Origin of the sequence: Streptomyces sp. NPDC047117 (assembly GCF_040643545.1) — a bacterium.
Taxonomy (GTDB): Bacteria; Actinomycetota; Actinomycetes; order Streptomycetales; family Streptomycetaceae; genus Streptomyces.
On the sequence record NZ_JBEYUN010000005.1, the window covers coordinates 366,745 to 390,103 of the forward strand.

A 23,359-nucleotide genomic window follows, 5' to 3' on the forward strand; every position below is an offset into this window, starting at 1 on the left:
CTTGCCATGCTTTGCCAAGCATTTAATCTCCGCGCGTAGATACGCAGAAGCAACGCCTGCTAGATCTACCGGGGTCCCCCTTTCCGCCCCACCCCGCAGGAGAAGTACATGCGTTTCCGCGCGCGCCTGGGCGCCCTCGCCGCCGCCACGGCCGTCGCCGCCACCACGGCGTTCGGCGTCGGCCAGGCCACCGCCGAGCACTCCGTCCCGCACTCGGACAAGGAAATACCGAACCTCACCCAGGTGCAGGACCGGATCAAGGCGTACTACGGCGACACCGTGACCGCCGACGGGGAGCACTACGCCTCCCCCAAGAGCAACTACGCCCGCCAGGTCCGCGGCATCGAGGCGAAGGCGCAGCGGTACCTGGACTCGGCCGCGCGCCACCACAGCGGCTCCGGCAAGCCCGCCATCGTGCTCGACATGGACGACACCACCCTGCTGACCTACAACTTCGAGCTGGAGATCGGCTTCGCCTTCGACGAGAAGGCCCAGGACGCGTACCTGAAGAGCCACGACATGGAGCCGGTCTTCGGGATGGACGCGCTGGTGAACCGTGCCCGCGCCAAGGGGTACGAGGTCTTCTTCGTCACCGGCCGCAAGGAGGCCCAGCGCGACTGGAGCGTCCGCAACCTCAAGAACGTCGGCTACGACGTCCCGCTGGACCGCGGCCACGTCTACCTCAAGGACAAGAAGAACCCGCCGGCCTACCTGCCCTGCGGGAGCACCTGCTCGACGATCGAGTACAAGGCGGGCACCCGCAAGCACATCGAGTCGCAGGGCTACGACATCGTGGCCAACTTCGGCGACCAGCACTCGGACCTGAAGGGCGGCTACGCGAACCGCACCTTCAAGCTGCCGAACCCGATGTACTACCTGCCCTGACCGGGGCCCGCGCCCGGGGCGCTGCCGGTGTCCGAGGCTTGGCCGGTGTCCGAGGCTCTGCCGGTGCCCGCGCCCGGGGCCGGGCGGCGCTTGGGCAGCGGCACCCGCATCAGGTCCCGGGCGACGGTCAGTTCGCCGTCGTAACCGGCCGCGCGGGCCTCGCGCTCGAATTCCGCGGGGTCCGCGTAGCGCTGTGAGAAGTGCGTGAGCACCAGGTGCCGGACGCCGGCGTTGCGCGCGACCTTGGCCGCCTGGCCCGCCGTCAGGTGGCCGTGCTCCTCGGCCAGCTGCCGGTCGCCGTCCAGGAACGTGGACTCGATGACGAGCATGTCGCAGCCCGCCGCCAGCTCGTGCGCGCCGGCGCACAGCCGGGTGTCCATCACGAACGCGAACGACTGGCCCGGCCGTACCTCGCTGACCTCCTCCAGGGTGACCGTACGGCCGTCCTCGCGGACGACCGAGCCCTCCCGGTTCAGCCGGCCGACCTGCGGTCCCGCGATGCCGTGCGCGGCCAGCCGCTCGGGCAGCATCCGCCGCCCGTCCGGCTCCTGGAGGCGGTAGCCGTAGGACTCGACGGGGTGCGAGAGGCGGCGCGCGGTGAGCGTGAAGGCCGGCGTCTCGGCGAGCGTGCCGCCGTCACCGGACACCGGCTCCTGGTGCAGCCGCACGGTCTCCCGGTACGCCGTCGAATAGCGCAGCCGCTCGAAGAAGTGCGCCCCGCTCGCGGGGTAGTGCGCGGTGACCGGATGCGGCACGCGGTCGAGGTTGATGCGCTGGATCACCCCGGCCAGGCCGAGGCTGTGGTCACCGTGGAAGTGCGTGACGCACAGCCGGTTCAGGTCGTGCGCGGCGACCCCGGCCCGCAGCATCTGGCGCTGCGTGCCCTCACCGGGGTCGAAGAGCAGCCCGGCACCGTCCCAGCGCAGCAGGTAGCCGTTGTGGTTGCGGTGCCGGGTGGGCACCTGGCTGGCGGTGCCGAGGACGACCAGTTCGCGTACGGACAAGGTGCTGATCCTGCTCCGAGGGGCGGGGGCGGGGGGCGAGGGGCTGCCGAGCAGTAACGGTTCGGCATGTGGCCCCCCTTACGACCGGGGATTTTATGCGGCCGGGAGGGGCGCCCCGGAGTTGTCCACAGGGCCGATTTGTCCTCAGGGCAGCCCCCAGTGGTTAGCCGGGGGGCCAGTTGAGGCCGCGTCCGCCGAGTACGTGGGCGTGCGCGTGGAAGACGGTCTGGCCGGCGCCGGAGCCGGTGTTGAAGACGATGCGGAAGCCGGTGCCGTCGATCTTCTCCTCGGCCGCGACCTCGCCCGCCTCGCGCAGCACGTCGGCGGCGATCTGCGGCTCGGCGGCGGCCAGCGACGCGGCGTCCGGGTGGTGGACCTTGGGGATCACCAGGACGTGGGTCGGCGCCTGGGGGTTGATGTCGCGGAAGGCGACGGTCGTCTCGGTCTCTCGGACGATCGTGGCGGGCACGTCGCCCGCCACGATCTTGCAGAACAGGCAGTCGGCCTGCGGTTCTCCCGCCACCGGAGCGCTCCTCACGGGTCGTCGGCTCGTACGACCCGCATCGTACCGACCGGGGGCCGGGAGACCGTCACTACCGTGCCACCCACGTGCCGGAACGGTCCTTCGCGCCGTCGCCCCCGTCGTCCTTGCCGTCCTTGCCCTCGTCCCACTCGCCGTCGTCTTCCTTGCCGTCACCGTTCTTGCCGTCGTCCCACTTGCCGTCACCGTTCTTACCGTCGTCCCACTTGCCCTCGTCGTGGTCGCCCTGGTCGTCGTGGTGTCCGTTGTCGTGGTCGCCGTCGGGGCAGTCCTCGTGACCGTCACCGTGGTCGCCGTTGCCGTCGCCGTTGCCGTCGTCGTGGCCGTCGCCGTTCCAGCCGTCGTCGTTCTGGCCGCCCCCGCCGTTGTCGTTCCCGTTGCCGTTGTCGTCCCCGTTGTCGCCGCCACCACCGCTGTTGCCGCCGCTGTTGCCGCCGCTGTTGCCGGGCTCGCTGCCGCCACCGCCGCCGGTGTTGCCGTCCTCGCCGCCGCCCCCGCTGTCGTCGTCGCGTGCGGGACGGGAGGTGGACCCCTCGTTCGGCCGGTCCGTGCTGCCGGAGGCCGGGGCGTTGCAGTTGCCGATGGTGTTCGTACGGAAGATCACCCGGTCATCGACCCTGGCGACCAGGCCGCTGCCCTCCACGCACCGGCCGCTGACCTCCCGGGTCACATTGCCGGTGAGGGTGATCCGCTCCCCGCTGACGGTCTGGCCCTGGCAGCTGACCCGGGCGCGGCCCGTCGTGACGGGGGCGGAGCCGTCGGTCGCCCTGGGCGCCGGTTCGCCGCCGTTGGGCGCCGACGCCGTACAGCTCAGCCAGCTCACATTGACGCTCTCCCACTCCAGCGCCCGGGTCCCCTGACGGTCCGTCGTCACCGCTATCGCCGATGTGTTGGAGTAGCCGTTGGGCTCGCACGCCGCTGTTCCTGCGGCCACCGCACCCGCGGCCCCCGCCGCTGCCAACGCCCGTAACCAACGGCCCCGCACGCGTCCCTTCATGCCCCGCAGCGTGCCATCGGGGCCGCGCGGCCCGACAGGCCCGCTCCGGCCAACTCCGCGCGGCGCTGCCCGGGCCACGCCGATCATCACTAACCTGGGGCGCGAAGAGTCAAGTTCCGCCACCTACGGGAGCGACCCACCATGGCAACGACGCGCACGGCCAAGACCCACTGGGAAGGCAACCTGATGGAGGGCAAGGGCCAGGTGGCCCTGGACTCCTCCAAGGTCGGTACGTACGACGTGAGCTGGCCGGCCCGCGCCGAGGAGCCGGGCGGGAAGACCAGCCCCGAGGAGCTGATCGCGGCGGCCCACTCGTCCTGCTACTCCATGGCGTTCTCGCACGGCCTGGCGGGCAAGGGGTACACCGTCGAATCGGTCGACACCCAGGCGGATGTCACCTTCCAGCCGGGCGAGGGCATCACCGCCATCGCGCTGACCGTGCAGGCCAAGGTGCCCGGCCTGTCCCAGGACGACTTCCAGGCCGCGGCCGAGGACGCCAAGAAGAACTGCCCGGTCAGCCAGGCGCTGGCGGGCGTCAAGAACATCACGCTCAACGCCACGCTGATCTGAGGCCGCGGGGCCGTACGGGCCCCGCTGCGCTCAGTCCCAGCGGCCCGTACGGCCCAGCAGCAGCGCCGTGGCGGCCGTGCCGGCGGTGGAGGTGCGCAGCACGCTCGCGCCGAGCCGGTACGGCTTCGCCCCGGCCGCCGCGAACAGCTCCAACTCCTCGGGGGACACCCCGCCCTCGGGCCCGACGACCAGCACGATGGAGCCGTCGGCGGGGAGTTCGGCGCGGGCCAGCGGCTCGCTGCCCTCCTCGTGGAGCACGGCGGCGAAGGCGGCGCCGCTCAGCAGCTCCGCCACGTCCTTCGTCGAGGCCGCCGCCGCGACCTCCGGGAACGTCAGCCTGCGGGCCTGCTTTCCGGCTTCCCTCGCCGTATTGCGCCACTTCGTCAGCGACTTGGTGCCCCGCTCGCCCTTCCACTGCGTCACACAACGGGACGCCTGCCACGGCACGATCGCGTCCACGCCGGTCTCGGTCATGGTCTCCACGGCCAGTTCGCCGCGGTCGCCCTTGGGCAGCGCCTGCACGACCGTGATGCGGGGCAGCGGCGCCTCCTCGGTCCGTACGTCCGTCACCGCGACGTCGAGGCGGTCCTTGCCCTCGACCGCGGCGACCGTCCCGTACGCGCCGCGTCCCGAGCCGTCCGTCAGCACGATCTCCTCGCCTACGCGCAGCCGCCGTACGGACACCGCATGGCGTCCCTCGGGGCCGTCCAGGGTGAGGGCCGCGCCCGGCGCGGCGCCGGCCAGCGAGTCGACGAGGAAGACCGGGGCGGTCACGAGGCACTCCCAAGAGGTCCGGATCCGGCGGGGCCGGCGGGGTTCGATACGGCGCGCGCCGCGGCCAGTTCGGCCGCCAGCACCTCCATCAGCTCGGCGGCGGGCAGCCGCCGGGCCAGCCGGTGGCCCTGGCCCGCCCACAGGCTCATGGCCTGCGGATCGCCGGCCTTGGCCGCGGCCTTGCGTACCGGGGAGGTGAGGAGGTGGACGGCCGGATAGGCGGCCGGCGCGTACGGGCCGTGCTCGCGCAGGAAACGGTTGGCCAGCCCGCGGGCCGGGCGCCCGGAGAACGCTCGGGTCAGCTCGGTGCGCGTGTACAGGGGGTCGGTCAGCGCCTGCTTGTGCAGCGGGTGGGCGCCGGACTCGGGGCAGGCCAGGAAGGCCGTACCGAGCTGCGCGGACGCCGCGCCGGCCGCCAGTACGGCGGCGATCTGCGCGCCGCGCATCAGGCCGCCCGCCGCGATGAGCGGCAGTCGCACCGCCTCGCGGACCTCGGCGATCAGCGCCAGCAGGCCGACGCCCGCGCCGGTGCCGTCGCTCTGCGGGTCGTCGCGGTGGGTGCCCTGGTGGCCGCCCGCTTCTATGCCCTGCACGCACACGGCGTCGGCGCCGGCCGCCTGCGCGGCGCGCGCCTCGGCGGCGGTGGTGACGGTCACGACGGTGTACGTGCCCACCCTGGCCAGGGACTCGACGGTCTCGGCGGTGGGGCAGCCGAAGGTGAACGAGACGACCGGTACCGGGTCCTCGCGGAGGATGGCGAGCTTGGCCTCGTACCCGTCGTCGGCGGCGCCCCGGGGGTCGCCGAGCGCGGTCCGGTACCAGTCGGCCTCGCCCGCGAGCTGGTCGCGGTAGACGTCGACGGCCGCGTCGTCGGCGAGCTCCGGGTGCGGCATGAAGAGGTTCACGCCGAAGGGCCGGCCGGTCAATCCGCGCAGCCGCTCGATCTCCTGGTACATGCCGTCGGCCGTCTTGTAGCCCGCGGCGAGGAAGCCCAGGCCGCCGGCCCCGCTGACGGCCGCGGCCAGCTCGGGGCACGAGGCGCCGCCGGCCATGGGAGCCTGCACGATCGGGTGAGCGCTCAGCTCGGTCAGCGCGGTGGGCATGCCCATATCGTGTCACGCGTCACGGCCGCCCCCGAATCGGGGGCGGCCGTGATCCGTACACACCAACGGCTTCTACCGGCCGTTGAAGGCGTCCTTCAGCCGCGAGAACAGCCCCTGCTGACCAGGCTGACTGTGCCTGCCCGGGGGACGCCCCCCGGACCCCCGGCCCGGCGCCTACCGTCCGTTGAAGGCATCCTTGAGCCGCGAGAACAGCCCCTGCTGTCCCGGCTGGAACTGCCCGGTCGGGCGCTCTTCGCCGCGGAGCTTGGCGAGCCGGGTCAGCAGCTCCTCCTGCTCGGCGTCGAGCTTGCCGGGGGTCTGCACCTCGACGTGGACGACCAGGTCACCGCGGCCGCCGCCGCGCAGGTGCGTGATGCCGCAGCCGTGCAGCGGGATGGACTGGCCGGACTGGGTGCCGGGCCGGATGTCGACGTCGCGTACCCCGTCCAGCGTCTCCAGTGGACACTTCGTGCCCAGCGCCGCCGCGGTCATCGGGATCGTGACCGTGCAGTGCAGGTCGTCGCCGCGCCGCTGGAAGACCGGGTGCGCGACCTCGTGGATCTCGACGTACAGGTCACCGGCCGGACCGCCGCCGGGGCCGACCTCGCCCTCGCCCGCGAGCTGGATGCGGGTGCCGTTGTCGACACCGGCCGGGATCTTGACCGTGAGCGTCCGGCGGGACCGGATGCGGCCGTCGCCCGCGCACTCGGGGCACGGGGTCGGTACGACCGTGCCGAACCCCTGGCACTGTGGGCAGGGCCGCGAGGTCATGACCTGGCCCAGGAAGGACCGGGTGACCTGCGAGACCTCGCCGCGGCCGCGGCACATGTCACAGGTCTGCGCGGAGGTGCCGGGCGCGGCGCCCTCGCCGGAGCAGGTCGTGCACACCACGGCGGTGTCGACCTGGATGTCCTTGGTCGTGCCGAACGCGGCCTCGTGCAGCTCCACGTCCAGCCGGATCATGGCGTCCTGGCCGCGGCGGGTGCGCGAGCGCGGCCCGCGCTGCGACGCCGTGCCGAAGAACGCGTCCATGATGTCGGAGAAGTTGCCGAAGCCCGCGCCGAAGCCGCCGGCACCGGCGCCGCCGCCCTGGGAGTTCGGGTCCCCGCCGAGGTCGTAGACCTGCTTCTTCTGCGGGTCCGACAGCACCTCGTAAGCGGCGTTGATCTCCTTGAACCGCTCCTGGGTCTTGGGATCCGGGTTCACATCCGGGTGCAGCTCGCGCGCCAGCCGCCGGAAAGCCTTCTTGATCTGGTCCTGCGAGGCGTCGCGACTGACACCGAGGACCGTGTAGTAGTCCGTGGCCACTTACGACTCCGCGAGGATCTGTCCGACGTAACGTGCCACTGCGCGTACCGCTCCCATCGTTCCGGGGTAGTCCATGCGGGTCGGTCCGACCACGCCGAGTTTGGCGACTGCCTCGTCGCCCGAACCGTAGCCGACGGCGACGACCGATGTGGAAGTGAGGCCCTCGTGAGCGTTCTCGTGCCCGATGCGCACGGTCATGCTCGAGTCCTTGGCCTCTCCCAGCAGCTTGAGGAGCACGACCTGCTCCTCCAGCGCCTCCAGCACCGGCCGGATCGTCAGCGGGAAATCATGACCGAAGCGCGTGAGATTGGCGGTACCGCCGATCATCAGTCGCTCCTCGGTCTCCTCCACCAGAGTCTCCAGCAACACCGACAGCACTGTCGAGACCGTGCCCCGGTCCTCCGTCTCGAAGGACTCGGGCAGGTCCTGCACCAGTTGCGGCACGTCCGTGAACCGGCGTCCCACGACACGGCTGTTGAGCCGCGCCCGCAGGTCCGCCAGGGACGTTTCGCCGAACGGCGCGGGGCAGTCGATCATGCGCTGCTCGACCCGCCCGGTATCGGTGATCAGGACGAGCATGAGCCGCGCGGGCGCCAGCGACAGCAGTTCCACGTGCCGGACGGTGGACCGGGTCAGCGAGGGGTACTGCACCACCGCGACCTGCCGGGTCAGCTGCGCGAGCAGCCGGACCGTACGGGCCACGACGTCGTCGAGGTCCACCGCGCTGTCGAGGAAGCTGTGGATCGCCTTGCGCTCGGGACCCGACAGCGGCTTGACGGCCGCCAGCTTGTCGACGAACAGGCGGTAGCCCTTGTCGGTGGGGATTCGGCCGGCGCTCGTGTGAGGCTGGGCGATGAAGCCCTCGTCCTCCAGCGCGGCCATGTCGTTGCGGACGGTGGCGGGCGAGACGCCGAGCTGGTGGCGCTCCGTGAGCGCCTTGGAGCCGACGGGCTCCTCGGTGCCGACGTAGTCCTGGACGATGGCACGCAGCACTTCGAGTCTGCGTTCGCTGAGCATCGCGCACACCTCCAGTCCCGCGCTCTCGCCAGGCCGCTCGCGGCCGTCCCGTCCGGGGCGGCCCGGCCGGCCGTCCCTGGCACTCGACCTGTCCGAGTGCCAAACCCCGTCCAGTGTACGGCCGGGTAGCACGGCCGGGGCAAGGCCGGGCGACACGGCTCGCGGCCCGGCGGGCCACCGTATCGCGCCGAGGCCGGTCCATGTCCCCGGGATCGGCCCAGGTCAGCCGGGCGGCCGCGCGCGATTTCCCGGTATACGGGCTAGCGTCGCGGTATGCGCACGACTTGGGAAGAGGCCGGCTGGGAGCGGCTCGCGGACGGCGTCGCGCGGCGCCGGCTGCCGACCTGGGACGCCACCGTCGGGGTCGTGGCCGGCACCACCGGCGTTCTGCTGATCGACACCGGGTCCGGGCTGCGCGAGGGCGCCGAGCTGCGCCGCCAGGTGCGCGACGTCCTGGGTCGTGAGGTGACGCACATCGTCCTCACCCATCCGCACTTCGATCATGTGCTGGGCACCGCGGCGTTCGCGGGAGTGACGGTTTTCGGGCCGACCGGGCTGGGCGAGCTGCTGCGCCGCGAGCCGGAGGCGCTGGCCGGCGACGCGGTACGGAACGGGGCCGACCCGGAGGCGACGGCGGTGGCCGTGGACACCCTCGTCGTCCCCGATCACCCGATCTGCGGGGAGCGCACCCTCGACCTGGGCGACCGCCGCGTCCTGCTGGCGAACGTCGGACCCGGGCACACCGCCCACGACCTGGCGGTCTGCGTGCGGTGCGGGCCGGGCGAGCCGGAGATCGTCTTCTGCGGCGACCTCGTCGAGGAGTCGGGGGAACCGCAGGCCGGGCCGGACGCGCTCCCCGCCTGCTGGCCGGGCGCGCTGGACCGGCTGCTCTCCCTCGGCGGCGAGGACGCGCGGTACGTGCCCGGCCACGGAGCCGTCGTGGATGCCCGCTTCGTCCGCGCCCAGCGCAAGGAGCTGGCCCGCCGCTTCGGCGTGTCGCCCGGCTAGCCCACCCGGGGGACGCCCGGCCCGCATATCGTCTGTCGAATGCGCAGCAGAGAATACGGCCCCGACCTGACCCCTCCCTGGAAGAAGCAGCGCCCCGCGCCCGAGGTACCGGCCGGGCCCGACCTCGTCGTGGAGGAGGTCACCACGGGTTTCTGCGGTGCCGTCATCCGCTGCGAGAAGACCGCCGAGGGCCCGACCGTCACCCTGGAGGACCGCTTCGGCAAGCACCGGGTCTTCCCGATGACGCCCCGAGGCTTTCTGCTGGAGGGCAAGGTCGTCACGCTCGTACGCCCCTCCGCCGCGTCCGCGCGCCCCCAGGGGCCGCGGCGCACCGCCTCCGGCTCCCTCGCCGTCCCCGGCGCCCGCGCCCGTGTCGCCCGGGCCGGCCGCATCTACGTCGAGGGCCGCCACGACGCGGAGCTGGTGGAACGCGTCTGGGGCGACGACCTGCGCATCGAGGGCGTCGTCGTGGAGTACCTGGAAGGCGTCGACGACCTTCCCGCGATCGTCGGTTCCTTCTCCCCCGGCCCGGACGCCCGGCTCGGTGTCCTCGTCGACCACCTGGTGCCCGGCTCCAAGGAGTCCCGTATCGCCGCCTCGGTCACGGACGCGAACGTCCTGATCGTCGGCCATCCCTACATCGACATCTGGGAGGCCGTGAAGCCCGCCTCCGTCGGTATCCCCGCCTGGCCGTCGGTCCCCCGCGGCCAGGACTGGAAGACGGGCGTCTGCCGGGCACTCGGCTGGCCGGAGAACACGGGCGCCGCCTGGCAGCGCATCCTCGCCTCGGTCCACTCGTACAAGGACCTGGAGCCGGCGCTGCTGGGGCGGGTCGAGGAGCTGATCGACTTCGTCACGGCGCCGGCGGACTGATCCCGGCCGGGGTCAGTCGACCAGGTCCCGCACCACCGCGTCCGCGAGGAGCCGGCCGCGCAGGGTCAGGACGGCCCGGCCGGCCTCGTACGGGACCGGGTCCAGGAGGCCGTCGGCCAGGGCCTTCTCCGCCGCGGCGAGGCCGTCGGGGCGGAGCAGGGACAGCGGGCACCCGGCCGCCAGCCGGAGTTCCAGGAGGATGCGTTCGACGCGGCGGTCCTCGGCCGACAGGACCTCGCGGCCCGCGCCCGGGGTGCGGCCCTCGGAGAGCGCCTGGGCGTACGCACCGGGGTGCTTCACGTTCCACCAGCGGACGCCGCCGACGTGGCTGTGCGCGCCGGGGCCCGCGCCCCACCAGTCGGCGCCGGTCCAGTACAGCTCGTTGTGGCGGCAGCGGGCCGGGGCCGAGGTGGCCCAGTTGGAGACCTCGTACCAGGTGAAGCCCGCCGCGGTCAGGGCCTCCTCGGCGATGAGGTAGCGGTCGGCGTGCTCGTCGTCGTCCGTCATCGGGACCTCGCCGCGGCGGATGCGGCGGGCGAGCTGCGTCCCCTCCTCGACGATCAGCGCGTACGCGGAGACGTGGTCGGGGCCTGCGCCGACGGCCGCGTCCAGGGTGGCCCGCCAGTCGTCGTCGGACTCGCCGGGCGTGCCGTAGATCAGGTCGAGGTTGACGTGGTCGAAGCCGGCGGCGCGGGCCTCGGCGACGCAGGCCTCGGGGCGGCCGGGGGTGTGCGTGCGGTCGAGGATCCGCAGGACGTGCTGCTTGGCGCTCTGCATGCCGAAGGAGACCCGGTTGAAGCCGCCGGCACGGAGTTCCGCGAGGTAGCGCGGGTCGACGGACTCCGGGTTCGCCTCGGTGGTGATCTCCGCGTCGGGCGTGAAGCCGAATTCGTCGCGGATGGCGGCGAGCATGCGGGAGAGGTCGGCGGCCGGGAGCAGCGTGGGCGTGCCGCCGCCGACAAAGACCGTCTCGACGCGCCGGGGGTCGGCGCCGAGGACCTTGCGGGCCTGCCGGATCTCCTCGATCAGCGTGTCGGCGTAGTTCTCGCGCGAGGCGAGGGCGCCGCCGGAGCCGCGCAGCTCGTTCGCGGTGTAGGTGTTGAAGTCGCAGTATCCGCAGCGGGTCGCGCAGTACGGCACGTGCAGATAGAACCCGAGGGGCCGCTCGCCCGCTCCGGCCAGGGCGGAGGCGGGCAGCGCCCCGTCCTCGGGCAGGGGCTCGCCGTCGGGGAGTGCAGAAGGCATGCCTCCATTGTCCGGTACCCGGCGAGTGCCCTCTCCCCCGTGCCCCTACGGCCGCAGCGCCTGGAGGACCAGCAGTGCCAGGTCGTCGTCGGGCGGGGTCGGCGCGAAGGCGTGCACCCGGCTCCTGAGGTGCTCGGCAACGCCGTCCGCGCCCAGCCCCGCGCACTCCGCGAGGGCACGCACGAGGCCGTCCTCGTCGTCGAAGAGCTGCCCGCCCGAGCGGCGCTCGGTCACGCCGTCGGTGACGCACAGCAGCGTCTCCCCGGCCGCGAGGTCGAAGGTCTCGGTCTCGTACGCCGTGTCCTCCAGGACGCCGAGCAGCATCTGCGGCTCGGCGACCGCCCGTACCGTGCCGTCCGTGCCGAGGACCAGCGGCAGCGGGTGGCCGGCGCTGGCGATCGTGCAGCGGGCACCCCCGGCGCCGCCCTCGTGCGGCACGATCTCGCCGTACAGGAGGGACAGGAAGCGGGCCTGCTCGCTCTCCTCGCGGTAGCCGGGCTGCATGTCCGCCTCGGGGCCGGCCTCGACCACCGCCGCGGCCACCGCGGCGACGGAGTCGGCGGCCTCCATCGCGACCGTACGGTTCAGCCGGTCCAGCACCTCGCCGACGCCGTACCCCTCGCGGGCCAGCAGCCGCAGCACCGGGCGGGCCAGGCCGGTGACGGCCGCCGCCTCCGGGCCGCTGCCGCAGACGTCGCCGAGCATGAAGCACCAGCGGCCGGGGCCCGACTGGAAGAGGTCCCAGAAGTCGCCGCCCGCCCAGGCGCCCTCGCGCGGTTCGTACACCACGGCCGAGGCCACGCCCGGTACGTCGGCGCGCCGCCCCGGCAGCAGCCTGCGCTGCAGCACCCGGCTGATGCGTTCCTGGCGGGTGTAGGCGTCGGCGGTCGCGATGGACCTGGCCACCCGGCCCGACAGGTCCTCGATGAGCGAGACCACCTCGTCGGGGAAGCGCACGATGCCGGCCCGGCCTATCAGCAGCATGCCGTGCCGGCGCACGCCCGAGACCAGCGGGCAGGCCAGGGCCGCGCCGCCGGGGCCGAAGCCGCTGGGCTCGCCGGGCCACGGCCAGGGCCCGGCGCCGATGGTCTGGCCGTCGACGCCCCGGCCGGTCAGCACCGGCGGGTCCTTCACCAGCAGCTCGCGCAGGCCGTCGATGCGGCTCTCCGTGGCGTGCCAGACGCGGGCCAGGCGGGGCGCGCCGAAGTCGCCGCCGTCGTCCAGCCAGACCGCGCACCAGTCGGCCATCCGCGGCACGATCAGCTGCGCGACGAGCGCGGCCACCTGGTCCGCGTCCAGCTGCCCGCTGAGCAGGTCGGAGGCCTCGGCGAGGAAGGACAGCGCGCCGTGGTTGAGCCGCTCGACCTCGCAGCGGCGGAGCGCGGCCCGCTGCGGCCCGGGCGACATCAGGACGGTGGCCTGCCCACCGGGCGCCGCGCCGTCCGGGTCGAAGACCTCCACCGGCGGTTCGTACACCGCCTCCGGCGAGTCCGCCGCCACCCGGAACCACACGGTCTTCAGCGTGCGCCGGTAGGTGATGCCCCAGGCGTCGGCCAGCGCGCCGACCAGTTGCAGTCCGCGGCCTGCGCCCTCGGCGGTCACGGCGTCGTGCCGGCCGCGCACCGGGCGGGCCGGGTGGTGGTCGGAGACCTCGACGACCACGGCGGTGTGCGGGCCGTCCTCGTCCAGTCGGCAGAGCAGCTCGACGGCGGTCCCGGCGTGCACGACGGCGTTCGTGACCAGCTCGCTCGCGAGCAGTTCGGCCTCGTCGGCGGTGCGCTCGGTGAGGTGCTGCGCGCCGGGCAGCCCGCGGGTGATCCAGTCGGCCAGCGTCGTACGGACGAACTGCCGGGCGGCGCGCGCCGCGATGGGCGAGCCGGGCAGCCCGACGGTGCGGGAGGCCTCGCTTCCGTATGCGCCCTCGGCGCGTTGTCGACCACCCCCGCCGGTGTCGTCGGCGGCCTCGGTGTGCTCCTGGACGGGCAGGGCGTCGGGCCGCGCCGCGGTCCGCCTGCGCACCACGTCGGTTTCCGACGGAGTTGTCGTCCCCATTGAGCACTCCCGAGCAGTTCCGCAATAGCGCCGATTGCGCCATCGCCAGGGTGACAGACTGAGCCCACCCATTCGCACCGAGTTACTGAAGTGGGTCATTATGTCGGTGGATTCCGCAGTGCCCCGCGTTCCGCGGGAGGCAGGAACCGGCTGGGTGCGCGCGGCCGACCTCAAGCCGCTGCTCTCCGCACTCCTCTCGATGTCCTCAGGTGATTTCCGTGCCCGGCTCCCCGTGGCGCACGACGGTGTCCTCGGCGACCTGCACGGAGCCTTCAACGACATCGTCATCCGTACGCAGCACCACGCCGACGAGCTGATGCGGCTCCGTTCGGAGCTGATCCGCCAGGGGCGGCTGGACGAGCGGATGACGGCCAGCCCCGGCCAGGGCAGGTGGACCTCCTCCGTGCTCGCGGCCAACGACATCATCGACGCGCTGGTGTTCCCCGCGGCCCAGGCGACGAAAGTGCTGAACGCCGTGGCGGGCGGTGATCTGACGCAGCGCGTCGAGCTGCACGACGGCCATCGCAAGCTGCGCGGCGACCGCTGCCAGCTGGGCCGCGCGGTCAATTCCATGGTCGATCAGCTCTCGCTGTTCACCGGCGAGGTCACGCGGGTGGCCCGGGAGTCGGGCAACGAAGGGCGGCTGGGCGGCCGCGCCAAGGTCGCGGGGCTGTCCGGGAGCTGGCGGGACGTCACGGAGGCGGTCAACACCATGGCCGCCCGGCTGACCGCGCAGGTCCGCGACATCGCGGCGGTGACCACGGCGGTGGCGCGCGGCGACCTGACGCGTCAGGTGACGGTCGAGGCCACCGGCGAGCTGCTGGAACTGAAACTGACGGTCAACACGATGGTCGACCAGCTCTCCGCGTTCGCCGACGAGGTCACGAGGGTGGCCCGCGAGGTCGGTACGGAGGGCCGGCTGGGCGGCCGGGCCCAGGTGCCCGGCGTCTCCGGGGTCTGGAAGGACCTCACGGACAACGTCAACTTCATGGCCTCCAACCTCACCTCCCAGGTACGCAACATCGCGCAGGTCACCACGGCGGTGGCCAACGGCGATCTCAGCCAGAAGATCACGGTCGACGCGCGCGGCGAGATCCTGGAGCTGAAGGAGACCGTCAACACGATGGTCGACCAGCTCTCCGCGTTCGCCGACGAGGTCACCCGGGTGGCCCGCGAGGTCGGTACGGACGGGCGGCTGGGCGGCCGGGCTCAGGTGCGCGGGGTGTCGGGGATGTGGAAGGACCTCACCGACAGCGTCAACTTCATGGCGGACAACCTCACCACTCAGGTGCGCAACATCGCCCTTGTGGCGACGGCGGTGAAGGAGGGCGACCTCGGCAAGAAGATCACGGTGGAGGCCAAGGGCGAGATCCTGGAGCTGAAGACCACGATCAACACGATGGTCGACCAGCTCTCCGCGTTCGCCGACGAGGTCACCCGGGTGGCCCGCGAGGTCGGTACGGAAGGCAATCTCGGCGGTCAGGCGCAGGTCCGCGGCGCGTCCGGGGTCTGGAAGGACCTCACCGACAACGTCAACTTCATGGCCTCCAACCTCACCTCCCAGGTACGCAACATCGCCCAGGTCACCACGGCGGTCGCGGACGGCGATCTGTCGAAGAAGATCTCGGTGGACGCGCGCGGGGAGATCCTGGAGGTGAAGGAGACCGTCAACGGCATGGTCGACCAGTTGCGCGCGTTCGCCGACGAGGTCACCAGGGTGGCCTTCGAGGTCGGTACGGAGGGCAACCTCGGCGGCCGGGCGCAGGTCCGCGGCGCGTCCGGGGTCTGGAAGGACCTCACCGACAACGTCAACTTCATGGCCTCCAACCTCACCACTCAGGTACGCAACATCGCGCTCGTCGCGACCGCCGTCGCGCAGGGCGATCTGTCGCAGAAGATCGACGTGGACGCGCGCGGCGAGATCCTGGAGCTGAAGACCACGCTCAACACCATGGTCGACACGCTGTCCTCGTTCGCCTCCGAGGTGACCCGGGTGGCCCGCGAGGTCGGCAGCGAGGGTCAGCTCGGCGGCCAGGCCCGGGTCGAGGGCGTCTACGGCACGTGGAAGTCCCTCACCACCAGCGTCAACGAGCTGGCGCTGAACCTCACCACGCAGGTCCGGGCGATCTCCGAGGTGACCAGCGCGGTGGCCTCCGGGGACATGACGCGCAACGTCACGGTCGAGGCCCGCGGCGAGGTCGACGAGCTGAAGAACAACATCAACATGATGGTGTCCAACCTCCGCGAGACCACCCGCGCCAAGGACTGGCTGGACGCCAACCTCGCCCGGCTGGCCGGGCTGATGCAGGGCCACCGCGATCTGGTGGAGGTCGCCGATCTGATCCTGCGCGAGCTGACGCCGCTGGTGAACGCGCAGTACGGCGCGTTCTTCCTGGCCAGCTCGGAGACCGACGAGCTGCGCCTGGACTTCATCGCGGGGTACGGCTCGGCGCACGACGCCAGCATCGACACCCCCGGCTCGCACGGCCACGGCCTGGTGCGCCAGGCGGCCATCGAAAAGAAGCGCATCCTGGTGGAGGAGGTGCCCGCCGACTACATCAAGGTCGACTCCGGGCTCGGCGAGGCGGCCCCGACCACCGTCGCGATCATCCCCGTGCTCTTCGAGGACCAGACCCTCGGCGTGATCGAGCTGGCGTCCTTCTCCCGCTTCTCCGACGTCCACCTCGCCTTCTTCGACCAGTTCGTGAACACCATCGGCGTCGCCATCAACACCATCGTCGCCAACTCCCGTACGGAGTCGCTGCTCAGCGAGTCCCAGCGGCTGGCCCGGCAGCTCCAGGAGCGCACGGGCGAGCTGCAGCGCCGTCAGGCCGAGCTGCAGCGCTCCAACGCCGCGCTGGAGGAGAAGGCGGCGCTGCTGGCCAGCTCCTCGCGGTACAAGACCGAGTTCCTGGCGAACATGTCGCACGAGCTGCGCAACCCGCTGAACTCCCTGCTGATCCTCGCCCAGATGCTCATCGACAACGAGCACGGCCATCTCAGCCGGCACGAGGTGGAGAGCGCGGCGATGATCCACCGCTCCGGCTCCGAACTCCTCCAGCTGATCAACGACATCCTCGACCTCTCCAAGATCGAAGCCGGCCGGATGGACGTCTTTCCTGCCCGGGTTCCTTTGATCAAGCTGCTCAACTACGTCCACGACACCTTCCGCCCGCTCACCCTGGACCGCGGTCTGGCCTTCGAGGTCTCGGTGACCGAAGCCGTGCCCAAGGAGCTGTACAGCGACGAGAAGCGGATCAAGCAGGTGCTGCGGAACCTCCTCTCCAACGCCCTGAAGTTCACCCCCAAGGGCAAGATCGACCTGCGCGTGGACGTGGCGGCCGAGGAGACCGTCACCTTCACCGTCACCGACACCGGCATCGGCATCGCGCCCGAGAAGCTGCCGGTCATCTTCGAGGCGTTCCAGCAGGCGGACGGCACGACCAACCGGAAGTACGGCGGTACGGGCCTCGGCCTGTCCATCAGCAGGGAGATCGCGGGCCTGCTGGGCGGCGTCCTGACGGCCGCGAGCGAGCCCGGCGCCGGTTCCGTCTTCGTCTTCCGCATCCCCGTCAGGTGCCGGGGCACCGCGGAAATCGTCGAGCAGCCGGCCGCCCTTGCCCAGGAAGTCACCGAGGAAGCGGCCGCCGACGACGCTCCGGAGCTTCCCCAGCCGCTGCTCCCCCTCCCCGCGCCCAGCGGGTCCCCGGAGGAGAGCTCCTGGCCCGCCGTGTCCAATGTGGAGCAGTGGGCCAAGGGCGCCACCGGCGAGCTGCTGTCGGGCGCGCAGGCGCTGGTCGTCGACGACGACATCCGGAACGCCTTCGCGCTGACGAACGTCCTCAGCCGGGTCGGCATGCGGGTGGTCTACGCCGAGCACGGCCGGGAGGCCATCGAGATGCTCGGCAAGAACCCCGGTATCGACTTCGTCCTGATGGACATCATGATGCCGGAAATGGACGGCTATGAGACAATCCGCGCCATCCGGCGCACGCCCCGGTACGCCGACCTCCCGGTCGTCGTCCTGACGGCCAAGGCAATGCCGGGCGACCGCGAGAAATCCCTGGAGACAGGCGCCAACGACTATCTCCCCAAGCCCCTCGACGTGGACCGGCTGCTGAACGTCGCCGTCGATCTGCTCTCCAAGTACCGCTCGCCCGCACCGTCCTCCGACGGCGGGGCACCCGCGGGCCGCGAAGACGACACGGCTCCGCCACAAGCGGCCGACGGGGGCGACGAACACCAGTGTCCGTAGGAGCACACCAGCCAGAAGGCCAGTCATGACCCACGTCACCAGCATCCGCAGCGACGACCGGGCGGGGATCCTCCTCGTCGACGACATGGAAGAGAACCTCGCCGCCCTGGAAGCCGTGCTGCGCTCACTCGGCGAACCGCTCGTTCGCGCGCGGTCCGGTGAGGAAGCGATGAAAGCACTGCTCAGGCAGGAGTTCGCGGTGGTCCTGCTGGACATCTTGATGCCCGGCATGGACGGCTTCGAGACCGCGAGCAACATCAAGCGGCTCGACCAGGCGAAGCACATCCCGATCATCTTCCTGACCGGAACCGACGCCGACTCCGGCTTCGCCTTCCGCGGCTACTCCACGGGAGCGGCCGACTACCTCACCAAGCCCTTCGACCCGTGGGTACTGCGCGCCAAGGTGAAGGTCTTCCTCGAACTGCACCAGAAGAGCCGCCAGCTGCGCAGGCTGCGGCAGCAGGACCGGGACCGCATCGAGGAACTGGCGGACCGGATCGCCGTCATGGAGGAGGCGCTGGCCGCCGGCGACCAGCTCGAAGCGGGTGAACTGCGCGCGCGGATGGCCGCGCTGGAGGAAACGGTACGGGCACTGCGCCACGGACGCCCGTGACGCCTGCCGTACCCACCGGACGCGCCGGGCCCGCCACCACACGTGGCGGGCCCGGCGCGCGGCGCGGCTCAGGACTCGCGTGCCCCCGCGTACATGTCGTCCAGCAGGTCCTTGAAGGTCCGCTCGACGACCGGGCGCTTGACCTTGAGGCTGGGCGTGACCTCGCCGTGCCCGATGTCCAGGTCGCGCGGCAGGATGCGGAACTTACGGATCTGCTGCCAGCGCTGGAGCCCCTCGTTGACCCGCTCGACGTACCCGTCGATCAGCTCGCGGACCTGCTCGGTGGCGACCACCGCGGCGTAGTCCTTACCGGAAAGGCCGTGCTCCTTGGCCCAGGTCAGGATGGTCGGCTCGTCCAGGGCGATCAGCGCCGTGCAGAAATTCCGGTTGGCGCCGTGCACGAGGACGTTGGAGACGAACGGACAGACCGCCTTGAACTGGCCCTCGACCTCGGCGGGCGCGATGTACTTGCCGCCGGAGGTCTTGATCAGGTCCTTCTTGCGGTCGGTGATCCGCAGGTAGCCGTCGGCCGACAGCTCGCCGATGTCGCCGGTGTGGAACCAGCCGTCGGACTCCAGCACCTCGGCCGTCTTCTCCGGCAGCCCGTGGTAGCCCTGCATGATGCCGGGGCCGCGCAGCAGGATCTCGCCGTCCTCGGCGATACGGACTTCCGTACCGGGCAGCGGCTTGCCGACCGTGCCGGTGCGGTACGCCTCGCCGGGGTTCACGAAGCTGGCGGCGCTGGACTCGGTCAGGCCGTAGCCCTCCAGGATGTGGATGCCGGCGCCGGCGAAGAAGTAGCCGATCTCGGGCGCGAGCGCCGCCGAGCCGGAGACCGCGGCGCGCAGCCGCCCGCCGAACGCCTCGCGCAGCTTGGCGTACACCAGCTTGTCGGCGACCTGGTGCTTGGCGCCGAGCGCGAAGGGCACCGAGGCGGTGCCGGTCCGCCGGAAGTTGTCCTGCGAGACCTTGGCGTACTCGCGGGCGACCCCGGCGGCCCACTGGAAGATCTTGTACTTGGCCCCGCCGCCCTCGCGGGCCTTGGCGGCCACGCCGTTGTAGACCTTCTCGAAGATCCGCGGCACGGCGGCCATGTACGTCGGCCGGACGACCGGCAGATTCTCAATGATCTTGTCGACCCGGCCGTCCACCGCGATGACATGACCCTGGGCGATCTGGCCGGCGGTGAGCACCTTGCCGAAGACGTGCGCCAGCGGCAGCCAGAGGTACTGCACGTCCTCCTCGTTGACCAGCCCGGTCGCCTGAATCGCGCGGGCCATGTACGACCAGCAGTCGTGCGGCAGCCGGACGCCCTTGGGGCGGCCCGTCGTACCGGAGGTGTAGATCAGGGTGGCCAGCTGGTCGGCGCGGAGGGCGGCGACCCGCTCCTTGACGCAGCTGGGGTTCTTCTCCAGGTACGCGGCGCCGCGCTTCTCCAGCTCGGCGAGCGAGAGCACCCAGCCCTCGGGATCGCCCTCGGCCGGTACGGCGGCCGCCTCGTCGATGACGATGACGTGCGCGAGGTCCGGCAGGTCGGCGCGGCACTCACGGGCCTTGGCCAGCTGCGCGGCGTCCTCGGCGATCATGATGCGGCTGCCCGAGTCGGCGAGGATGTACGCCGTCTCGTCCGCGTTGGTGCTGGGGTACACGGTCGTGGTGGCCGCGCCCGAACAGAGCACGCCGAGGTCGGCCAGTATCCACTCCACCCGCGTACTGGAGGCCAGCGCGACCCGCTCCTCGGGGGCCACGCCGAGCTCGATGAGGCCGGCCGCGGCGGCGTACACGCGCTGTGCGGCCTGGGCCCAGGTGAGCGACTTCCAGTCGTCCGGCCCCTGGCCCGAGGCCGGGGGCACCGGATAGCGGTAGGCCTCGCCCTCCGGGGTGGCCGCAACCCGCTCCAGGAAGAGCGTCGCCACGGAAGGTGGCCGGTTCTCGATCAACGACTGGCTGTCCGTCACGTGTTCCTCCGGGGCCCGCTTCATTGCTGGTGACTCGCGAGTAACCTTCGAGCAGGATCAGACTAGAGTGCGTGGCGCCCCCATGTAAGGGCCTGCCTCACACTCGTTCACCTTGTGACCGATCGGTGTGCGCCGACCTGCGCCGCACCCCCGCACGGCGGTCCTCAGAGCCGTCTTCCCCCGCCCGGCGGCGTCCGAACCGGCCCGCGGCCACCCGAGGGTGAACGCGCGGACACTCACCGTAGGTGACCGGCTGCATCCTTTTCGACACTTCTCCCGAATCGGACCGGAGAGATCTTCCGGCGGCCCGGGGCGCACCGCGTGACCGGCGGCGGGACCGGAAAGCGAAGGGCGCCCGCCCCGACCGGGAACGGACGCCCTGCACCGCTCAGCGGTGTCCCGCCGGCATGCGGCGGTCACCCTGCGGCGTTACTTCTTGCCCTTGGAGTCACCGTCGGAGTCCGAGGACAGGACCGAGATGAAGGCTTCCTGCGGAACCTCCACACTTCCCACCATCTTCATCCGCTTCTTGCCCTCCTTCTGCTTCTCCAGCAGCTTCCGCTTACGGGAGATGTCACCGCCGTAGCACTTGGCGAGGACGTCCTTGCGGATGGCGCGGATGGTCTCGCGGGCGATCACCCGGCTGCCGATGGCGGCCTGGACCGGCACCTCGAAGGCCTGCCGCGGGATCAGCTCGCGCAGCTTGGAGACCAGCCGGACGCCGTACGCGTACGCCTTGTCCTTGTGGCAGATCGCGGAGAAGGCGTCGACCTGGTCGCCCATCAGCAGGATGTCGACCTTGACCAGGTCGGCGACCTGATCGCCGGTGGGCTCGTAATCCAGCGACGCGTAACCCCGGGTCTTGGACTTGAGCTGGTCGAAGAAGTCGAAGACGACCTCGGCGAGCGGCAGGGTGTAGCGGATCTCGACCCGGTCCTCGGAGAGGTAGTCCATGCCCAGCAGGTTGCCGCGGCGGTTCTGGCACAGCTCCATGACCGCACCGATGAAGTCGCTCGGGGTCAGGATCGTGGCCCGGACGACCGGCTCCTGCACCTCGGCGATCTTGCCGGTGGGGAACTCGCTGGGGTTGGTCACCTCGTGCTCGGTGCCGTCCTCCATGGTCACGCCGTAGACCACGTTCGGCGCGGTCGCGATGAGCTCCAGCCCGAACTCGCGCTCCAGCCGCTCCCGGATGACCTCCAGGTGCAGCAGGCCGAGGAAGCCCACGCGGAAACCGAAGCCCAGCGCGGCCGAGGTCTCCGGCTCGTACACCAGCGCCGCGTCGTTCAGCTGGAGCTTGTCCAGCGCCTCGCGCAGCTCCGGGTAGTCCGAGCCGTCCAGCGGGTAGAGGCCCGAGAAGACCATCGGCTTGGGGTCCTTGTAGCCGCCGAGCGGCTCCGTGGCCCCCCTGCTGAGCTGGGTGATCGTGTCACCCACCTTCGACTGCCGGACGTCCTTCACACCGGTGATCAGGTAACCGACCTCACCGACCGACAGCCCGTCCGCGGCCTTCATCTCCGGCGAGTTCGTCCCGATCTCCAGCAGCTCGTGCGTGGCGCCGGTGGACATCATCCGGATGCGCTCGCGCTTGCTGAGCGTGCCGTCGACGACCTTCACGTAGGTGACGACACCGCGGTACGCGTCGTACACCGAGTCGAAGATCATCGCGCGGGCCGGCGCGTCCTTCACGCCCACCGGCGCGGGCACGTCCCGCACCACCTTGTCCAGCAGCTCGTCCACGCCCACGCCGGTCTTCGCGGAGACCTTCAGGACGTCCTCGGGCTCGCAGCCGACCAGGTTCGCCAGCTCGGCGGCGAACTTCTCGGGCTGCGCGGCCGGCAGGTCGATCTTGTTGAGCACCGGAATGATCTGGAGATCGTGCTCCATCGCCAGGTACAGGTTGGCGAGGGTCTGCGCCTCGATCCCCTGGGCGGCGTCGACGAGCAGGATGCACCCCTCGCAGGCCGCGAGCGACCGCGAGACCTCATACGTGAAGTCGACGTGCCCCGGGGTGTCGATCATGTTGAGGATGTGGGTCTGCCCGTTCTCCTCATCCGTACGGGCCCAGGGCAGCCGGACCGCCTGGGACTTGATCGTGATGCCCCGCTCACGCTCGATGTCCATGCGGTCGAGGTACTGCGCGCGCATCTGCCTCTGCTCCACGACTCCCGTCAGCTGGAGCATCCGGTCGGCAAGCGTCGACTTGCCGTGGTCGATGTGCGCGATGATGCAAAAGTTACGGATGAGAGCCGGGTCGGTACGGCTCGGCTCCGGCACGTTCGTAGGGGTCGCGGGCACGCAGAGGTCCATTCAGAGAACGCGGGTCAGAAAACGCGGTAGGCGGGACTCGGGTATTTCGTCCTCCCTATCGTCCCATGAGCTGCGGCCCCAAACTGATCGGGAGGCGCGGGGCACCGGGCGGCCTCGGCTGCGCGGCTCCCGGGGCGGGCGTGGAGACGCGGGCGTGCGGGCGGCCGGAGCAGGCACGGAGTCGCAGGCGCGCAGGCTCTTGGAGCAGGCGCGGAACGGCCCTCTTCGCGCGGGCGCGGGGCGGCCCCCGGTCCGGTTTGGGCGGCCGTTACCCCTGCTGGTAGCCTGGTCCACCGTGTTTCGTGCCCTCTCATGTACGCGACACGCAGAAAGCCCGGAGCCGGACGAGCTGCCGCTCGGCCGCCCGGAATCCAACGAACCTGAAAAGGCTCTTTCGTGGCGAACATCAAGTCCCAGATGAAGCGGATCAAGACCAACGAGAAGGCTCGTCAGCGCAACAAGGCTGTCAAGTCGACTCTGAAGACCGCGATCCGTCGCACCCGTGAGGCCGTGGAGGCCGGTGACCTGCAGAAGGCCACCGCCGCCCAGGCTGAGGCCGGCAAGAAGCTCGACAAGGCCGTCAGCAAGGGCGTCATCCACAAGAACGCCGCCGCCAACAAGAAGTCGGCGCTCGCGAAGAAGGTCGCCTCCATCAAGGCCTGACCTTCCGGTGCTTCAGTGAGGCCTTCCAGGTCTTGCGGCCGCCGTCCCGGGTCCTGACCGTACGGTCCTGACTCTTACGGCAGCCACCCTGCTTCACCGCATTACCGCTTCACCGCCGGTGAGGGCCCAGCGGCCCCTCTCTCCGCTCCTCCCCGGCACCCCGCGCCGCACACGGCCTGCGTT

Annotated in this window: 18 protein-coding genes; 7 read left to right on the plus strand and 11 right to left on the minus strand. The window is 71.3% G+C overall.

The window, feature by feature from the left end:
* Nucleotides 1-108: 108 nt before the first annotated feature.
* Nucleotides 109-885, plus strand: a complete 777-nt coding sequence (locus ABZ840_RS12330) for an HAD family acid phosphatase (protein ID WP_361557484.1) — start codon at nt 109-111, stop codon at nt 883-885.
* On the opposite strand, the gene ABZ840_RS12335 is transcribed toward ABZ840_RS12330, so the two are convergent.
* From ABZ840_RS12335 to ABZ840_RS12345, 3 genes are all read right to left on the minus strand, one after another.
* Nucleotides 873-1,889 (minus strand): ribonuclease Z, encoded by a 1,017-nt coding sequence (locus tag ABZ840_RS12335; protein ID WP_361557487.1) that lies wholly within the window; start codon nt 1,887-1,889, stop codon nt 873-875. The two genes, ABZ840_RS12330 and ABZ840_RS12335, sit on opposite strands and share 13 nt — an antisense overlap.
* A 163-nt stretch (nt 1,890-2,052) precedes the next feature.
* Nucleotides 2,053-2,412 carry a histidine triad nucleotide-binding protein gene (locus ABZ840_RS12340; protein WP_361557490.1) on the minus strand — a complete coding sequence of 120 codons (360 nt, stop codon included), beginning with the start codon at nt 2,410-2,412 and terminating at the stop codon, nt 2,053-2,055.
* 70 nt (nt 2,413-2,482) lie between these two features.
* Complete coding sequence (locus ABZ840_RS12345) at nt 2,483-3,364, minus strand: hypothetical protein (RefSeq protein ID WP_361557493.1); 882 nt, start codon at nt 3,362-3,364, stop codon at nt 2,483-2,485.
* A 204-nt stretch (nt 3,365-3,568) separates the two neighbouring features.
* Between ABZ840_RS12345 and ABZ840_RS12350 the strand changes: the two genes are divergently transcribed.
* Complete coding sequence (locus ABZ840_RS12350; protein ID WP_361557496.1) at nt 3,569-3,997, plus strand: OsmC family protein; 429 nt, start codon at nt 3,569-3,571, stop codon at nt 3,995-3,997.
* A gap of 30 nt (nt 3,998-4,027) precedes the next feature.
* On the opposite strand, the gene ABZ840_RS12355 is transcribed toward ABZ840_RS12350, so the two are convergent.
* From ABZ840_RS12355 to hrcA, 4 genes are all read right to left on the minus strand, one after another.
* The gene (locus ABZ840_RS12355; protein WP_361557499.1) at nt 4,028-4,771 is read right to left on the minus strand and encodes a 16S rRNA (uracil(1498)-N(3))-methyltransferase; all 744 of its coding nucleotides are present in this window, start codon (nt 4,769-4,771) and stop codon (nt 4,028-4,030) included.
* A complete protein-coding gene (locus ABZ840_RS12360; RefSeq protein WP_361557502.1) occupies nt 4,768-5,874 on the minus strand; it encodes a nitronate monooxygenase in 1,107 nt (368 codons plus the stop codon). The genes ABZ840_RS12355 and ABZ840_RS12360 overlap by 4 nt, the downstream gene beginning before the upstream one ends.
* 174 nt (nt 5,875-6,048) lie before the next feature.
* Nucleotides 6,049-7,182 carry a molecular chaperone DnaJ gene (gene dnaJ, locus ABZ840_RS12365; protein ID WP_361557504.1) on the minus strand — a complete coding sequence of 378 codons (1,134 nt, stop codon included), beginning with the start codon at nt 7,180-7,182 and terminating at the stop codon, nt 6,049-6,051.
* Nucleotides 7,183-8,199: a heat-inducible transcriptional repressor HrcA gene (gene hrcA / locus ABZ840_RS12370; protein WP_361557507.1), complete on the minus strand. Its 1,017-nt coding sequence runs from the start codon at nt 8,197-8,199 to the stop codon at nt 7,183-7,185.
* A gap of 273 nt (nt 8,200-8,472) precedes the next feature.
* Between hrcA and ABZ840_RS12375 the strand changes: the two genes are divergently transcribed.
* Together ABZ840_RS12375 and ABZ840_RS12380 are read left to right on the plus strand one after the other, a co-directional pair.
* Nucleotides 8,473-9,207: an MBL fold metallo-hydrolase gene (locus ABZ840_RS12375; RefSeq protein ID WP_361557509.1), complete on the plus strand. Its 735-nt coding sequence runs from the start codon at nt 8,473-8,475 to the stop codon at nt 9,205-9,207.
* A gap of 39 nt (nt 9,208-9,246) precedes the next feature.
* The gene (locus ABZ840_RS12380) at nt 9,247-10,080 is read left to right on the plus strand and encodes a DUF3097 domain-containing protein (protein ID WP_361557512.1); all 834 of its coding nucleotides are present in this window, start codon (nt 9,247-9,249) and stop codon (nt 10,078-10,080) included.
* A 12-nt stretch (nt 10,081-10,092) separates the two neighbouring features.
* Here ABZ840_RS12380 and hemW read toward each other — a convergent pair whose 3' ends face one another.
* On the minus strand, nt 10,093-11,325 hold the full coding sequence (gene hemW, locus ABZ840_RS12385) for a radical SAM family heme chaperone HemW (RefSeq protein WP_361557515.1): 1,233 nt from the start codon (nt 11,323-11,325) through the stop codon (nt 10,093-10,095).
* Nucleotides 11,326-11,370: 45 nt separating this feature from the next.
* Complete coding sequence (locus ABZ840_RS12390; RefSeq protein ID WP_361557517.1) at nt 11,371-13,377, minus strand: SpoIIE family protein phosphatase; 2,007 nt, start codon at nt 13,375-13,377, stop codon at nt 11,371-11,373.
* 199 nt (nt 13,378-13,576) lie between these two features.
* On the opposite strand from ABZ840_RS12390, the gene ABZ840_RS12395 reads away from it, so the two are divergent.
* Nucleotides 13,577-17,632, plus strand: a complete 4,056-nt coding sequence (locus tag ABZ840_RS12395) for a HAMP domain-containing protein (protein WP_361557766.1) — start codon at nt 13,577-13,579, stop codon at nt 17,630-17,632.
* A gap of 25 nt (nt 17,633-17,657) precedes the next feature.
* Nucleotides 17,658-18,245 (plus strand): response regulator, encoded by a 588-nt coding sequence (locus tag ABZ840_RS12400; protein WP_361557520.1) that lies wholly within the window; start codon nt 17,658-17,660, stop codon nt 18,243-18,245.
* A gap of 68 nt (nt 18,246-18,313) precedes the next feature.
* Here the strand turns inward: ABZ840_RS12400 and ABZ840_RS12405 are convergent, their stop codons facing one another.
* Together ABZ840_RS12405 and lepA are read right to left on the minus strand one after the other, a co-directional pair.
* Entirely contained in the window at nt 18,314-20,203 is a 1,890-nt protein-coding gene (locus ABZ840_RS12405; RefSeq protein WP_361557523.1) for an AMP-binding protein, read from the minus strand.
* Between the two features lie 429 nt (nt 20,204-20,632).
* Nucleotides 20,633-22,501, minus strand: a complete 1,869-nt coding sequence (lepA, locus tag ABZ840_RS12410) for a translation elongation factor 4 (protein WP_361557526.1) — start codon at nt 22,499-22,501, stop codon at nt 20,633-20,635.
* A 408-nt stretch (nt 22,502-22,909) separates the two neighbouring features.
* Here lepA and rpsT point away from each other — a divergent pair, with 408 nt between their 5' ends.
* Nucleotides 22,910-23,176 (plus strand): 30S ribosomal protein S20, encoded by a 267-nt coding sequence (gene rpsT / locus ABZ840_RS12415; RefSeq protein ID WP_361557529.1) that lies wholly within the window; start codon nt 22,910-22,912, stop codon nt 23,174-23,176.
* Nucleotides 23,177-23,359: the final 183 nt, after the last annotated feature.